This window comes from Pyrococcus kukulkanii (assembly GCF_041647995.1).
Taxonomy (GTDB): domain Archaea; phylum Methanobacteriota_B; class Thermococci; order Thermococcales; family Thermococcaceae; genus Pyrococcus.
On sequence record NZ_JARRIB010000003.1, the window covers coordinates 255,556 to 270,519 of the forward strand.

Annotated in this window: 13 protein-coding genes and 1 tRNA gene; 2 read left to right on the forward strand and 12 right to left on the reverse strand. The window is 45.1% G+C overall.

The genetic code is table 11. The features are described from left to right. Positions 1 to 2 precede the first annotated feature (2 nt). From P8X24_RS07650 to P8X24_RS07695, 10 genes are all read right to left on the reverse strand, one after another. Complete coding sequence (locus P8X24_RS07650) at positions 3 to 1,616, reverse strand: DUF2357 domain-containing protein (RefSeq protein ID WP_372915050.1); 1,614 nt, start codon at positions 1,614 to 1,616, stop codon at positions 3 to 5. Positions 1,617 to 1,619: 3 nt separating this feature from the next. Next, a complete protein-coding gene (locus P8X24_RS07655) occupies positions 1,620 to 2,585 on the reverse strand; it encodes a class II glutamine amidotransferase (protein WP_372915052.1) in 966 nt (321 codons plus the stop codon). 10 nt (positions 2,586 to 2,595) lie between these two features. Beyond that, entirely contained in the window at positions 2,596 to 3,636 is a 1,041-nt protein-coding gene (locus P8X24_RS07660; protein WP_372915054.1) for a hypothetical protein, read from the reverse strand. An 11-nt stretch (positions 3,637 to 3,647) separates the two neighbouring features. Next, positions 3,648 to 5,189, reverse strand: coding sequence for an MBL fold metallo-hydrolase (locus P8X24_RS07665; RefSeq protein WP_372915056.1), 1,542 nt, complete (start codon positions 5,187 to 5,189; stop codon positions 3,648 to 3,650). Positions 5,190 to 5,280: 91 nt separating this feature from the next. Continuing rightward, positions 5,281 to 6,501: an McrC family protein gene (locus tag P8X24_RS07670; RefSeq protein WP_372915058.1), complete on the reverse strand. Its 1,221-nt coding sequence runs from the start codon at positions 6,499 to 6,501 to the stop codon at positions 5,281 to 5,283. Continuing rightward, positions 6,501 to 7,847: an McrB family protein gene (locus P8X24_RS07675; protein WP_372915060.1), complete on the reverse strand. Its 1,347-nt coding sequence runs from the start codon at positions 7,845 to 7,847 to the stop codon at positions 6,501 to 6,503. The genes P8X24_RS07670 and P8X24_RS07675 overlap by 1 nt, the downstream gene beginning before the upstream one ends. A 155-nt stretch (positions 7,848 to 8,002) precedes the next feature. Then, positions 8,003 to 9,703: a GmrSD restriction endonuclease domain-containing protein gene (locus P8X24_RS07680; protein ID WP_372915062.1), complete on the reverse strand. Its 1,701-nt coding sequence runs from the start codon at positions 9,701 to 9,703 to the stop codon at positions 8,003 to 8,005. Between the two features lie 51 nt (positions 9,704 to 9,754). Beyond that, the gene (locus P8X24_RS07685; RefSeq protein WP_372915064.1) at positions 9,755 to 10,702 is read right to left on the reverse strand and encodes an ADP-ribosylglycohydrolase family protein; all 948 of its coding nucleotides are present in this window, start codon (positions 10,700 to 10,702) and stop codon (positions 9,755 to 9,757) included. Further along, on the reverse strand, positions 10,680 to 11,201 hold the full coding sequence (locus P8X24_RS07690) for an NYN domain-containing protein (protein WP_372915066.1): 522 nt from the start codon (positions 11,199 to 11,201) through the stop codon (positions 10,680 to 10,682). The genes P8X24_RS07685 and P8X24_RS07690 overlap by 23 nt, the downstream gene beginning before the upstream one ends. Positions 11,202 to 11,285: 84 nt before the next feature. Continuing rightward, positions 11,286 to 11,573, reverse strand: a complete 288-nt coding sequence (locus P8X24_RS07695; protein WP_372915068.1) for a hypothetical protein — start codon at positions 11,571 to 11,573, stop codon at positions 11,286 to 11,288. Between the two features lie 62 nt (positions 11,574 to 11,635). On the opposite strand from P8X24_RS07695, the gene P8X24_RS07700 reads away from it, so the two are divergent. After that, the gene (locus tag P8X24_RS07700) at positions 11,636 to 13,069 is read left to right on the forward strand and encodes a hypothetical protein (RefSeq protein WP_372915070.1); all 1,434 of its coding nucleotides are present in this window, start codon (positions 11,636 to 11,638) and stop codon (positions 13,067 to 13,069) included. 41 nt (positions 13,070 to 13,110) lie between these two features. Then, positions 13,111 to 13,998 (forward strand): type II methionyl aminopeptidase, encoded by an 888-nt coding sequence (map, locus tag P8X24_RS07705; protein ID WP_372915072.1) that lies wholly within the window; start codon positions 13,111 to 13,113, stop codon positions 13,996 to 13,998. On the opposite strand, the gene P8X24_RS07710 is transcribed toward map, so the two are convergent. Continuing rightward, a complete protein-coding gene (locus P8X24_RS07710; RefSeq protein ID WP_372915074.1) occupies positions 13,995 to 14,699 on the reverse strand; it encodes a metallophosphoesterase family protein in 705 nt (234 codons plus the stop codon). The genes map and P8X24_RS07710 overlap by 4 nt on opposite strands. A gap of 176 nt (positions 14,700 to 14,875) precedes the next feature. Next, positions 14,876 to 14,962 (reverse strand) — tRNA-Ser (locus tag P8X24_RS07715). Positions 14,963 to 14,964: the final 2 nt, after the last annotated feature.

The following is a 14,964-nucleotide window of genomic DNA, read 5'->3' on the forward strand; positions in this document are numbered from 1 at the left end:
TCCTATGGCCGGAATTTTAAATATCCAATACCTTGGAAATCTTCAATGAATACATCTCTCATATCTTTCACTCCATAATGTTCCTTCAAATTAACATTAAAGAATGCACTCCTCTCCCCAGGATAAAGAACCACCGCAAACTTAGCCCTTAGAGCATCCCTATATGTGTGCATCTTGTATATATCTTCAAGCTTTGCCCACGTCTTAAGGTCTGGCCTCTGCTCCATCTCCCTATCTTCTTCAGCAAATTTACTTGTATCAGCAGTTTCAACCTTGAATTTTGCATCAAAAATTCCAATCAACTTTGTTCCTGACTTATTGGGGTCTCCATCGAAAAGAGAGAAATCAGGCCTTAGAGATACTGAATAGCTCCATTTTTTAGGTTTGGGAGTAAGCTTCTTGTTGTAGTAAAGCCTCCAGCCATTGTCAAATTCCGCGTAAACATCACCCTCTTCTGAGAGCTCACCAAGAGGTGAAATAATAATCTTGGTATCCCTACTTCTAAGTATCTCCCCAAGCTCCTCCACAAGCTTAAAGAAGCACCAGTACTCGTAGAGCTTTGGAATATCCTTGTTGTTTATCGCCCTCAACATCTCCTCAAAAAACGGTGAGTAGCTATTAAACTCCCTCCAGAGCTGGAGCAGGTCCCTGTAGCCCTCGCGCTTGAGGAGCACTTGGGATGTATATGGAAACATCTCCATTTCGCCAACATCCTCAAATATATCGCTCGTCGCATAGTACTCCAAGTCCTCAAGGATGGGCTTAAGGTTGGACACCGCTTTTTCTTTCTGCTCCCTTGTTAGGTAAGATGAGTTAAGGATAGCGCTGATTGCTCTCTCGCCCCACGTTATCAGCTCGTTGAGGAAGTGTTTTGCGAATCTGTTCTCGTGGGTGTCGAAGCTCTCGTACTTAATTCTCTGGCTAACTTTTAAGGGCGCGTAGCCTTTCAGGTGCTTTGCAATATTGGAAGAAGATTTAACTAAATACTCTGGATGAGTCGCTATTGAAAGTACTGTCCCTTCGTATACCTCGCTGACCTCCCAGAAGTTTACCCACTCCTCCTTTTCAACCAACTTTCTGTGTGGATGCTTTAGAATTTCCTCGTACGCTGAAATTATTCTCTCCCGATTGTTCACGAGGAAGTGATATGCAAAGAGCTCATTTACGGGTTCTTCGGACTCCTTAACGCTGAATGCAGTTGGGGTGGAAATAGAAAATGGGAGCGTAATCGCCTTGTTTGTTATATCTTCAACTAACGCCCTGTAAAGCCTCTCGTGTTTTTCTACTATGCTACCCTCCTTGTAAATCCTGTCAATTTTGTCCGAGAGAACCTCAACTTCAACTGTTAACTTGCCCTCTCCATCTATGATCTCTATTCTTGCCTTTCCAATGTAGTTCCTAAATTGAAAGGTGGCTATGTACGTGTTTTTATTGATCTTCTCAGCTCTGACGATGTACTCTCCGGTCTTCACGCTGAACTCTCTATTCCCAATGATCATATATTCCCGCCACTCGAAAAGATACACTCTTTTCTCACGTTTTAGGAGAGTTCCACCTTTAGTCCTCAGAATGTAGCCCCTGCCAAGGGGTAGCTCCTTTAATTCTCCACCGTCCATGCCTTATCCCTCGACAATTAGCTTAATTATCGCCCTCCTATAATCATTCACCGCGACTCCTCCCCTAGTAATTTTCAGGAGTTTCAAATCTACGAGCCTTTTCACTGTGTTATCAATCTCGGGGCTCTCTCCATTCAGAACCGCTCGAAGAACTTCAATCTCATCCTTCCTGAGCATGGGCTCAATTTTCCTGCCGACTTTAAGCAATAAAGCACCGTCCCTGAAAATGTAAAGCTTATTTTTCTCCATCTTCTCCCATTTTTCATCCGTGAGCCTTCTCGTAGCTACGAGGTACGCGTACTCGTCCTGAGCCTTCATATCTCCCACTGAAACTTCAAAGTCCTCATCAAGAAGCCTTGCATGGCCTCTATGGGGAGGATGACGCCTAAGTAGCCACATGCCCTTGCCCGGGTAGTGCGTGTAGGCAAAGAGGTATCTGCCGTTACTCATAAGAACATTAAGCGTCCCATAATCGCTGAGCTCGTCTAAGATGCTTTGTAGTTTGATGAAGAGCTCCCTTATTGTCCCTATCCCCTCCAAATTCTCCATTATATAGCAGAATGCCGCCTCAGAGTCCGTCGTCCCTAAGGGCTTAAAGCGTTTTGGCAACTCTTCGACTCCGTCTAAAACTCCATTGTGTGCAAATATCCACTCATCGTACTGACCAACGCTCCAAATCCTCCTTACGAAGGGATGCGTGTTGAGGTAGCCTATCTCGCTCGTTGCAAGTCTCACGTGGCTTATTACTATTTGGCCCTTTATCCTCAGTGTGGGAACTGCGAGGGCTATCCTGCTTCTATATGCAGGGATTGGCTGCTTTATTACTGAAAGGTTCCTACTTCCAGCGAGGTGGCTGTACCACCCAATGCCCCAGCCATCGGGATTATACTCGCTCTTCCTTATAAAGCCCCTCCAGGTAAAATTGACGTCGACATCTTTGTTCGCATTCACACCAAAAAGCTCGCACATTATCCCTCCCTCACGGCACCACTTCATAGATCCTTATTGCCAAACTATCACCATCGACATCAATGTCCTTCCTAAATCTGCAGATGATGATTGGTTCGGGCCAGTGCTGAGGCTCCCCTATACTCTTCATAACCTCATTAATCAGCCACTTTGCACGCTTCTCCTTCCTTTCCTTGTTTTTAAAGAGGATGTAATCCCTTGTTAGCTTGAATCCTTTGTTGATTTCTAGATCAAAGAATTCCATCAATTTATTTTGGGGATTGCGGTAATATCTAATCATTTCTTGATCAACTAGGTATACGAAGTACCGTTTTATGACTTCATTTGATTTGAACAACGCAAGCCTGAGTATATCAGCGAATGCAGAACCGGCTACCTGAGATCTTGGAATGTTCCTCTTACTCGGGATCTTAGTCTTGAACTTCATTTCAAACGCTAGAGCAGGTCTATTATTGGCAGGAGCAATATACGTGTCAATCTTTGCGTACTTTACATGTGGGATATTTTGAGGTGGATATTCAAGGTAAATGGTGAGGGGATCAATATCAGCAGTGGTTGTTAAGGCGTAGAACATCATGTATCTAACTGTGTCTTCGCTTTCTTCATAGAGATGGTTTGCCTCAGAGCGTTTTTCTGCTATGGCTTTAATCCTTTCCTCTATAAGAGAAGCGAACTTTTTAAAGGCTCTGTAAATTTCAATATCGAACTTTTCTGGCGGGAATTCTATGGTATCAACTAAGGTTCTCACATCTGCAGAAGTTTTGGGAATATTAGTATCAACATTCTTTCCCGTGGGCTCTTTCATAACTATCTTAAACCCCAGTCTCTTTAGATGTCGCACTGCCTCATGGGTATTAAATTCTGCAGGGCTTAGAAATTCTCCGTTAGCGTATTTATTTGCCAAAGATATTATGTACTTTGGAGGATAATACTTTCCCTCATAAACAAGGAAGTATGTTACTGATTTGTACTGGCTCGGAACTCCATTCGCTTTTACTTCTTCAAGTGCCTTTATCACATCCTCTCTGGAGATATTCCTTGGCACCGGCATCTTAACACCTCCTAAATCTCAAAGCTTTCCCCGTTATTCAGAATAACAACTCTTTCTGACCCAAACACACCTTTAAACCACTCAGGGTTCTCCGTGTGAACTGGAATTATATAGTCAGGATCTACCTCCTCAATAACCTTGATCAGGTCTTCCCTCGAAGCATGTCCGGAAGCGTGAAGCCCCTTCTCAAACACCGGCCTTCCATCTCTTAGAACTTTGAAACCGTAAACCTCGAACCCGAAGTGCTGGAGCCAGTTCCAGAGCCTCAAGAAGCTGAACACCTGCTCCTCGGTGAAGGCCTCGCTAGAGGAGTATATGTAAACTCCACCGCTTGGCATGATGTCGAGCAGATGGGGCATGTCGTAGAATGAGAAGCAGAGAATGTAGTTTTCTAGGTTCTCTTTTATCTCTTCAGGAGTGACCTTCAGCTCCCCGTACCTCTCGAACACCCAGAGTTCCCATTTTCTAGGGTCTGCCTTTAGGTTTTCGTAAATCCCAACACCCTCGAGGTAGTTCACTCCTTCAGCCAGAGTTAAGGCGTGGAGGAAGTAAGCGTCTTTGCTCGTTATTACCAGCTCCCTTCCAGTCTTTTTGGCGATCTTCTTGAAGGTCTCCAGCCTCTCGAAGTTCCTCGGTGAAAAATCTGCAACCACGAGCCCGTTTGCCTCTTCAACTATACCGAGGGCGTTTTCATAAACCTCATCCTCTGAGACGTTGAAGTCTTCCCTGTTTATCCTCGTGCCCTCCGTAATCAAAACGCTCGCATTTTTGGCCTCTCTGATGAACTTTTTCGTTAGTTCCCTGCGCTCCCCGTGAAGCCTAAAGTCTCCCGTGTAAGCTATGACACCGTCGATTACGTAACCTACGGCTCCATAGATAGAGTGGTCAACAGGGTAAGCTTTTACCTCCCAGGGGAAGTCCCATTCCTCAATGCTGACGATCTGTCCGACTCTTATCTTCCTCGCCCTGTTGCTCCTCGCCAGCTCTAACTCCGGCCTCCACCTCATGAATTTCTCGATGTCATGTTTGAGTTTTTCCGTCACTACCATATCCCTCGCTATGTAATCCCCCTTCCTGTCCGACTTTAGGACGTTTAGATTTCCATTCACAGGAGTTTTCGGGCTGTAGTAGGGGAGCTCCATTCCCATATGAGAGTTTTGAGAGGTGTCCCGGAGGGCCTTCAGAATGACGAGGGTAGTAGGCGAAGCGACTATTGGTATATTTTCCCTCAGCAAGGCTATATTGCCAACGTGATCGAGGTGTGCGTGGCTTATCAACACCGCGTCCACTCGGGGGGCTGGATATCTCCTAACGATCTCGCTTAGATCCTGGGGGATTAAGTCGGCCCTGTAGATGTTGAGCTTGGGGATTAGGTTCAGCATCCAAAGATCGTAGATTCCACGGGCAGGTCTTTCCCTAAGGAACTCCTCGTAGTATATTGAGTATTTCGCAAAGTTCATGCCAAAATCTAGGAAAATACCATTTCTGCCGTCTTCAACGTGGATTTTTGTACCGCCTATAGTATCGGCCCCGTCATAAATGGTTATCTTCATCATCAACCCTCCGAGGAGGCTTCAGCACGTGCTCCATAACAAGAGTTATTGTAACTCATTTATAAAAAGTGCTCTTATATCAAGTGAAAAATTACTCTTGATTATTGAAATAATTCCTAAAGTTGAGGTCAAGGTAGCCCTCCCTTAGTACTTCAAGGTCATAAGGCAAAATTTTGACCCTGCTATCATCGAAGAATTCAAGTTCCTGGGGCTCTAAATCTTTATTAAACCCCTCCGTCCTGGGGAATATCAGGAATGCTCTACCTTCTTCTCCTTGAAACTCCAAGATCTTCGAGTAAACGTAGATCTGCCTTAAAATGTCTGGCTCAGCGTTCCACTCCCTGTACTTTGCATCGGCAACTCCAACGCCCTCAATTACGTAGTCGGGCCTCGCCTTTAGCACATCTTTAACGAACCAGAACTCCCTTTGATAGTGAACTCTGAAGCCGGAACTCCTCAAAGCCCACAATATGAACCTCTCAAAGAGCTCGTTCATGTCCACGAAGAACCCTCCAACGCTCTCCCCACCTTCGGCGATTGAGCCCAGGATGATCTTAGCTAGGTTGAATGGCTTCCTAAATCTCTCGTTCAGCCTCGTGAAGTGAACCCTCTCGAAGTCCCTAGGAGTAATCCTCTTGGGGGTTACGTCTGCGAAGACCAACATCAACGATTCCAGTAACCTTCTATTTCCTTCCCATCTAGTTTTGGAGAGGGCAAACCTCGTCGTGAAGTAGAATATCTGGTTTAGGAGGTTGTCCTGGGTGAACTCATGGATCTCGACTGTGAACTCGTGCATCTTGTGCGGCAGCTTTAGTATCTGCCTCCCAACGAGTAGCTTTCCCCTAAGGAACTTTTCCTCCGATACCCTCTGAACGTACTCCCTGTGGTGGCCCTTCAGGATTTCCTCCCATAGGCTCTTTGCGTACAGGAAAACTAGAACTTCAAAGATGTCCCTGGGGGCTTTAAGGGATTTGAAGGTTGCAAGATCCACATCGTAAATGTTGAGGCCGTAGGAAACGTTCAGCATCTTCATTAAACCGATGATAGCGTCAAGCTCTCCCCAGGATTTAAAGACCTTTGGGAGCACTTGAATTGACAAATCTCCGGCAAAAGCGAAGCCCACGTAGTGCTTGGCCTTTATCCCTTCGGCCGTTACTTGGAGGAAGCCGTTCTCCTCGGTGAACTCCTCCTGGGGGCTGTCGTTTGATGTCGAAGTTGGACGCGGGAGAGCTCTGTTAATGAGTTTTATTGCCTCCCTAACGCTCTCATCAACTTCCCTGGGTTCGTGTTCAAAAAGTGTTATGGAAGGCATTACTCATCCTCCACTATTCTCTTGAGGGCGTTGATGAAGTCCTTTCCTTCTAGATGTTTTATTCTGTAAATTGACCTCTCACCGAATGGTGTTTTGACTTTCTCTTCTTCGATGAAGTCCCCCAGGATGGACTTCAGGCTCTCCCAGTCGTTGTAGAAGTACTCTTGCAGTAAGGGGATTATCTCTTGGTACCAGACCCTGTGGAGCTCTTCCCTAGTGTTGATGTTGATGAAGTAGCTATGGCCTATCCTGTGATCCCTGTCCTTTAAGGCTTCGATTTTCTTGTTCAAGCTTTCCAAGAGTTTAGCGAGATTAATGCCTTCGATAACGTTACCCTTTAGTTTCTCTGGCTCCGGTTCTACTTCAATGAACGCAAACCTCCTCCTCAGGGCAATGTCTATTAAGGCAATGCTCCTATCTGCAGTGTTCATCGTCCCGATTATGTAGAGGTTCGGTGGCACTCCAAAGGGTTCTCTCGAGTAAGGGAGTGTAACGATGACTTCATTCTCTTGACCCAGCCTTTTGTCCCTTTCGAGGAGGGTAATAAGCTCACCGAAGATTCTGCTTATATTCCCCCTGTTGATCTCGTCGATTATGAGGTAGAAGGTGGGAGCATCTTTGAAGAGCTCTTCCCTTTCCTCTTTTGATAACGATAGTAGGGCGTTCCATAATTTTTGCTTCAACTTATTATATCGGGAATAATCGGTGGAGTAATTTCTGAGATAATTTTCTAATTCCCCGATTTCGTCTTCAGTTAAGAGCCCTTTATTTTTTATTGCTTCGAGGATTGCTCTAAGGGCCAGTTTCTTGAATATTCCGTCCTCGATGACGTAGGTTATCTGACCGTTTTCTGTTCTTGGTCTGAATCCCTCAACAAACTCTTCATAACTGTAAGATTGATGGAAGGTTATGAACTCCCATTTATTCCCAGGGACATCTTCTCTGGTGGCATCTTTTACGTATTTTAGAGCGAGCCAAGTCTTTCCAGTTCCTGGGGGACCATAGAGAATGATCTGACTTTTCACCGACAATAGGGCATATAGAGTAACTTTATATATCTGCTCTTCTTTATTAGGGGTATTATCTTCTTTATCATCAAGCTTTTTAATTTCAAATCCAAGCTTTTTTAGGTGAGGAATTACATCCTTAGGTGTGTACTCTCTTGTTGGCAGTTGTTCTCCAAACTTGCGTTCTCCAGCTATGGAAACTACGTATTTTACTGGGTATTCCTTGCCATTATAAATCGGTATTCCTATCTCATCGATTTTCTTAATGGCGTATTTTATGTCTTCCTTATCTAATTGATGAATTTTCTTTATTACATCTCGCTTTTTAGCGGTTTTCATGAATTCTCCCTCCTACTAATCGTTACTTTTGCAAACGTCTCTAGCGTAATCCTTAAACGCCTCATTTGCCGCCTTTGCGAAAGTATAAACAAGCCATAATGAAACTACCGAAACTATGAAAGAAACAAAGAGAGAAACAATTGTCCAGGACTCCTTTATTTAATTATTTCGGGATATATGTTTTTTAAAGCTCTATATAACAATGTCATCCTTGTATTCAAAAATTCATCGTAGTTTTCAAGTTTCCATAATTCTGGCTCATATGGGATAAAATGTTTCTCTAGGGATTCTCTATGCCTCTGAGGGAGGTACTCCTGTGGTGGAGAATCCCCTATTTCGGAGTTTATGGCCTTATTTATTAGGGTTATGTTTCCAAGGTTGTTTATTTCAATGTCTCTTCTCTCAGGATCTTCCACTTCCAAGTTTTCCTCGAGAAATTTCTTAGGGAATATATGGTGACGTGTTAATTCTTCATAGCTGATTGAGGATATTAACTGCCCGTTCCAATCATCTGCATTATTGTTAGCAAGAGCAATATAAAGGAGAAATATGTAATTCCTTCCACTTCTTTTTAGGGTATTCTCCTCCCTACCTTTCAGTATCATCTGCTTAGTTATTTCAGTTGGGTAATTCCTGCTCTTCATGTTTTTTAGGAGTTCATTGTAAGGGAACGTTGAGGCAGATGATATCACTTTGAGATCCTGCTCTAATTTGGAACTTGTCCAAGTGCTATAGTAACTTGTAAAGTTGGCGAGTATAAACCAGTTTAATATCTTTCTTTCTTCTTCATTACTAAGTTGTGATAGCTCATTTATATCTTGTAAGTATATATATCTTGCAACCGGGACTAGAGTTATTTGAGAAGGCAGTAGCTGGGAGCTTGGTAGTGGAAGTCTTCTTGCTATGAGTTCTATAGTAAGGGTGAAAGCTTCTGATGATTTTTCTAAAACAATATCTGTTTTATGTATCCTCTCATCCTCTGATATCTGTTTCAAGGCCTTTGCAAACTTATCTACTTTTGAAATTTGGGCTTGATTTATTCCAAGGTTTGCTAATATAAACCTTATTATCGGTTGAATGTCTACTTCAAACCCAAAAGTTTTGCGAATTTTCCTGTATATTCCTCTTGATATTGCATGTTTTACTTTTCCACCAAGTACGCTGGTCATCAAAGATAGCATAAGTTCTACGTTTCCTATTCTAACTCCTTCCTTGTTTATCCTTATAAAAGCCTCTGCCATTTCGAGAATGGTTTCTTCACTTTCTTTCTGTGTCTCTATTATATATATAGGGAGTTCGTAAGTTGCTATTTTTGAAGCAAATCTTCTTGCTTTTTCAATGTACTCTTGTTCATATTTCCGTAAGTAATTTTGTGAATCACTATCAAAGGGGTTAAGAGCTATCTTCAATAGTTTCGATAAGTCTACCCCCCTCTTTTTGCTCTTGTATAACTTATATCCTCCATCTGGGGCTGGGGCTATCGAAATTGGGACTTTTAGGGATATCTCCTCTCCATTCCTTGTAATTCTCCATTCTCTAAACAGGAGGAGTAATGAAGTCAATCTTTGTTGTCCATCGAGGACATAATAATATTTTCCTCCATGGTTAATTGTTATATCGGCTAGTGGGAGAGAAAAGGGATTTTCTTTTATGAATTCTTCACTTGAGGGTGCCCATAAGATAATAGATCCTATTGGATATCCGCGAATCATTGAATCTACCATAGATTTCACATCATCTTCATCCCATACATAGTCTCTTTGGAAGGGAGGTAGGTAGTAGTTATCAAGTTCTAGCGAGGATCTCATAAGCTCAAGCACTCTCACCTTTTCTACCTTTAAATTTAGTAACTCCATTGGATTCACCTTCGAATGTTATTACCTAAATTATACAATAAATATTAAAAGTTAACGTTTTGAGAGTATATGATTCACAAACCCCTCAATTATCCACCCAACAAGCTCCTTGTTCTCCACCTTTATCAGCCATTCCCTGGGAATACCCTTTATCCCGTAGTAAGTCCCGGCAAGCCCTCCCGTTACTGCCCCAGTGGTATCAGCATCTTCTCCCAGAAATACTACCTCCCTTACCCCCTCCTCATAGCTTTCACTCCTCAGGAATGCCCAGAGGCTTGCTTCAAGTGTATGAACAACATATCCACTGCCCCTTATCTCCTCCCTGTGGTACTCGTGTATCCTCCCCTCCAGCACCCTCCTATAGCGCTTAAGCTCCTCCTTAAAGGGCTCCTTAGAGTAGAATTCCTTGGCGGTTTCAATGGCCCTTTCATATGCTTCAAACTTATCAAGGCCCTCCAGGATCTCCCAGACCGTGAGAGCATAAATTCCACACCCCATCAGCGCCCTCGGGTGGGCGTGAGTTATCATGGAGACCTCATGGATCAGGTTGAGCCTCTCTTCAAGCGAGTCGAGCTTAAAGTAGGCGTAGTACACAGCCGGGAGGATCCTCATCAGCGAGCCGTTTCCGTTGTCCCACTCTCCCCTGCCTCCAGCCTTCAAGGGCTCAACTCCTTTGGCAATCCTTTCTATGGCCCTTGACGTAGTGTAGCCTTCGTCGAAGGCATAGCCCCTTGGAGTGAACTTTCCGTTATAGTACCACTCCACGAAATTCTTGGCTATCCTCTCAACGTCATATCCCTCGGTCAGGGCGTGGGCTGTGGCTAATGTCAAGGATGAATCATCGCTCCAGAGCCCACTCATCATCTTTATGTCCCATGGACTCTTGAACATTTCCCTCATCTTGCTCTTCGACACGAACTGGAAGCTCAGCCCAAAGGCATCCCCCACTACAATGCCCCACAGCCCGCCGACGAGCCTAGAGCGAAGCGATGACTTCATTCTTAACACCTCCTACCTCTAATCTTTCACTAGTGAACTGGGCGAGGTCTATGACCCCGTACCTCTCCGTTATTACCCTTGCCATGGTGTGCATGAACCCCGCGAAGAGGACCTCTTTCCCGAGCTCCCTTGCCTTGTCAGCTAGGGGCACGAAGTCTTTATCCCCAGAGATTATGATGAGCGCCTCAATGAAGGGACGTTCGTAGAGTACGCTCATTCCCTCTACTATCATTTCTGAGTCAGTTAGCGTCTTCACTCTGTCCCCGGCCTTAAACGAGGGTGTCAGCTCCACATGGATTCCAGCTCTCTCGAGGTTGTTAATCTGATCAAGCTTACCCAGGTAGAACGGGCTGGCGAAGCCTCTCGCAATGACGACTTCGTAGCCAAGGCCCTCCAGGTACATAAAGAGGGCCTTCCAGTTTACATCCCTGTCAAGCCTTGCGTCCTCCCCGTATAGATCCCTCAACCCGAGGACAACATTTTCCAAATCAACCAGCACGGCGGCCTTCATACCCAACCCTCCGTAACTTATGTATGGGGAGATGCTGTAATATCTCAAATCTCCCTAAATGTAATCTAAATCTTATGTTATATAAATTTTTCGGTCACATTTTGTTAGAAAAATGTCAATAGCATCTTCCAGCTTTAGGGCAAGCCCGTGGGCTTCTTCATGCTTGAAGCCAAAATAGACCTCGAGGTAGAATTCGAAGACCTCATGGAGGATAGTCTTAAGCTCTTCAATCTTATCATCTTTTTCCACAACTACAATCTCCCCATTTTCAAACCACCAGCCCTCCTCTTCCAGGATCTCCTCCCAGTTCTGGTAGTTCTTCTTGACTTCCTGGGGCGTTAGAACCCTAACCGTGGTCATATCCATAGATCCCTCAGAAACACTTAAATACCTTTCTATTAAATTACAGGTGGTGTATTCCAATGAAATACAAAAATTTGGACGAGATAAAATACGAGAATATGAAGGATCTTGAGTACGTTGCGGCCTTAACTGGCAGGGTTCCCTATTACGATGCCACCTCAAAGAGGGCTCTCCTGCTAACGAGAGAAGAGGCCCAGGAATATGCAACTAAGCTTGCAAAGGAGGGCAAGTTTGCCGAGGCAAAGGATCTCCTCGGAGCAATGAAGAGGGATTATCTTAAGGAGCTGGAAGGTGAACTAGCCCTCAGGCCGTTCTCCATGAGGATTCCATTCCCCCTATGGGTTAAGCTACACGCACTGGCGTTGAAGCACGAAACTTCTCCATCGGCAGTCCTCAAGAGGCTACTAGCTAAGGCGCTCCGAGAATTAATTGAGGAGTTACACTCGAGAGGAATTATAGAGGATAGGGCATATATTATACTTAAGGATGCCATATCGAACATTGAATCCATCCAGGAGAGGAAGACTTTCAAAGTTGACGAACTCGGCAGGAAGTACGTTCTTATATATGAGCACGAGAAGCCGATAAGGGTTGAGGATATCCCCTACCTTCACGCCTTCCTTAAGATGCTGGTTAAAGTTCACGCGGGGAAGGTTGGAGTTCCTGGGGAAATTGTGGATTTGCTGTTTGAAAAAGCTGTCACATCTAACTTCGAAACCCCTGAAGCCTTCTTCTTTACGTACGTGGGCCTTTTCAAGGTGAAAGATGACGTCTTCCTCAGAATCGGGGCCGAGGTCAACACACTTGACTTTAGGCATGTGGTCTTTGACTACCCCATAAAGGCCATTCAGGAGTTTCCTCCTGAGATCGTCCTGAAGTTCCACGAGCTCATAATGTTTGATGCATTCCTTGACTGTCCAGAGGTCATCGATGTTATAAAGGAAAAACTTGAGAAGAAGGAGGCAATAACTTTAGCAGATTATAAGGCGATATTCTGCCATAAGTTCGACGAGGAGATAGAGGCTCTATACAAGGAAGGTGCTAAAAGCATGAGCACTGCTTTCCTGCCCTACTGCTTCGAGGACTATCCACTTCCACTTTTCACGCCGAGGTTTGCAAAGGATGAGCTTATAATCAATGGAATAACCCTCAAGAGAAGGGCGAAAACCCAGGAAGCTGTCAGGGCTCTTAGAGAGAAGTTTAAAAGGGCTTATTATGATGCCCTAGGCTTAAGTGATCAGAAAATTAGGGAGGCTGAAGAGAGTATAAAAAGAGGAAAGATAGACGAGGAGGCACTGGAAATACTAAGCACTGCCAGGGGCATTGACTTGTTCTTGGATTACATGCTCGAAGATCACGGGAGAAGGGATATCCTCTCAGCGTTTTCAAAACCTTCTGAGGTCTTTACAGTCAAGTTCCCTAAGCCATTGGCAAGAATACTCGAGTTGTTCACCGGAAAGAGACTCAACGAGTTAATAAAAGAGTTGTTGTAACCTTTTTATACTCATTGCAAACTTCAAATTAGGGTGGTCTAATGGACGTTGAAAAGCTCATCGAAGCTGGGAAGATAGCCAAGAAGGTGAGGGAAGAGGCAATAAAAATGGCAAAGCCCGGAGTTCCACTTCTTGAGCTTGCCGAGAAGATTGAAGGCATGATAGTTGAGCTCGGCGGGAAACCGGCTTTTCCCGTCAACTTATCTCTCAACGAGGTTGCCGCCCACTACACGCCCTACAAAGGTGATGGTACAACCCTAAAAGAGGGGGACTACCTTAAGATAGACATCGGGGTTCACATTGACGGCTACATAGCGGACACGGCTGTAACAGTCAAGGTTGGAGGAGAGTTTGATGAACTCATGGAAGCAGCAAAGGAAGCCTTGGAGAGTGCTATATCGGTGGCAAGGGCCGGTGTTGAGATAAAGGAGCTTGGCAGGGCGATAGAGAATGAGATAAGGAAGAGAGGCTTCAACCCGATAGTTAACCTTACTGGCCACAAGATAGAGAGGTACAAGCTTCACGCCGGAATAAGCATCCCCAATATATACAGGCCCCACGACAACTACGTCCTCAAGGAGGGAGACGTTTTTGCGATAGAGCCCTTCGCGACAACCGGCGCTGGTCAAGTGATAGAGGTTCCCCCCATCTTGATATACATGTACGTGAGGGACGCTCCCGTCAGGATGGCTCAGGCTAGATTTCTCCTTGCGAAGATAAAGAGGGAGTACAAAACCTTGCCCTTTGCGTACAGGTGGCTCCAGGGAGAGATGCCCGAGGGCCAGCTAAAGCTCGCTCTGAGGAGCTTGGAGAAGGCTGGGGCCCTCTACGGCTATCCAATACTTAAAGAGATAAGGAACGGGATGGTGACTCAGTTTGAGCACACCATAATCGTTGAGAAGGATTCCGTAGTCGTCACGACGGATTAGTACTCGAACTCCTTAACCTTCTTTTTGTCAATGAACACCTCTACCCTCCTTTCTTCCGTGTCTATTACTCCATAAGCTCTATGCCTCTGGCTGGAATCGACCCTTAAGTACTTGAACTCTCCCAAGTGGATGGTGTAGGGAGTTTCGTGGATGTGGCCTCCTAGGATTAGATCTGCTTTCACTCTCTTGAGGCACTCTAAAACGGTCTTCGTGTGTGGGTTTAGCCTTATTATGCCCTCAAACTCTGGAATTGCTGGGGCTTCGTGAATCAGCAGGAAGTTTACTGGCTTGAATCTCCCGCAGATCTCCATGTACTCTTCTTCCGTTTTCCTGGGGACTCCTCTCTTTGGCTTTCCAGACTTGCTTAGCACACCGCTTATCCCGGAGATCCTTATCCCTTTAACTTCAACTACCTCTCCATCCTCGATGAGAACTGGCTTGTTTTCAAGCAAAGGATTCCTTAACTGCTTTAAGACTTCCATATTCTCGTGGTTGCCGTAGATGGAGAGGACGGGGACTTCCCTAAGCAGTTCCTTAAACTCTTCCCTTGATATTCCCTTGTCCCAGTCTCCCGCCGATAGGATTAGGTCTGGCTCCGTGCGGTATACAATATCGAGGAGCCATGACCATGCCAGCCCTTGATAGATCCCATGGAACGTCTCAGGGGTGTAGTGTAAGTCGGAAATGAAGAGTATCCTCATAACCCAAAACCTCCAACATGGTAATGGAAAGGCGCCATAAAAAGACTGACTTGCACATTACATTGGACCCTGATGTAGTTGAAGTGCTCGAAAAAATGGATGTTATAAAGTCCGGTAAGGTACTGAGGCATGTCTTATTCGGGGAAGAATTGCCCTATCAACTGAAGCTCGGCAGGTGGCGCCGGGGCGGGGATTTGAACCCCGGTGGGCGAACGCCCACGGGATCTCGAGTCCCGCGCCTTCCCTGGCTAGGCTACCCCGGCAT

Bases quoted from the DNA above. Each gene is read 5' to 3' on its own strand.
- P8X24_RS07650 (WP_372915050.1), bottom strand. From the start codon at position 1,616: ATGGACGGTGGAGAATTAAAGGAGCTACCCCTTGGCAGGGGCTACATT.
- P8X24_RS07655 (WP_372915052.1), bottom strand. From the start codon at position 2,585: ATGTGCGAGCTTTTTGGTGTGAATGCGAACAAAGATGTCGACGTCAAT.
- P8X24_RS07660 (WP_372915054.1), bottom strand. From the start codon at position 3,636: ATGCCGGTGCCAAGGAATATCTCCAGAGAGGATGTGATAAAGGCACTT.
- P8X24_RS07665 (WP_372915056.1), bottom strand. From the start codon at position 5,189: ATGAAGATAACCATTTATGACGGGGCCGATACTATAGGCGGTACAAAA.
- P8X24_RS07670 (WP_372915058.1), bottom strand. From the start codon at position 6,501: ATGCCTTCCATAACACTTTTTGAACACGAACCCAGGGAAGTTGATGAG.
- P8X24_RS07675 (WP_372915060.1), bottom strand. From the start codon at position 7,847: ATGAAAACCGCTAAAAAGCGAGATGTAATAAAGAAAATTCATCAATTA.
- P8X24_RS07680 (WP_372915062.1), bottom strand. From the start codon at position 9,703: ATGGAGTTACTAAATTTAAAGGTAGAAAAGGTGAGAGTGCTTGAGCTT.
- P8X24_RS07685 (WP_372915064.1), bottom strand. From the start codon at position 10,702: ATGAAGTCATCGCTTCGCTCTAGGCTCGTCGGCGGGCTGTGGGGCATT.
- P8X24_RS07695 (WP_372915068.1), bottom strand. From the start codon at position 11,573: ATGACCACGGTTAGGGTTCTAACGCCCCAGGAAGTCAAGAAGAACTAC.
- P8X24_RS07700 (WP_372915070.1), top strand. From the start codon at position 11,636: ATGAAATACAAAAATTTGGACGAGATAAAATACGAGAATATGAAGGAT.
- map (WP_372915072.1), top strand. From the start codon at position 13,111: ATGGACGTTGAAAAGCTCATCGAAGCTGGGAAGATAGCCAAGAAGGTG.
- P8X24_RS07710 (WP_372915074.1), bottom strand. From the start codon at position 14,699: ATGAGGATACTCTTCATTTCCGACTTACACTACACCCCTGAGACGTTC.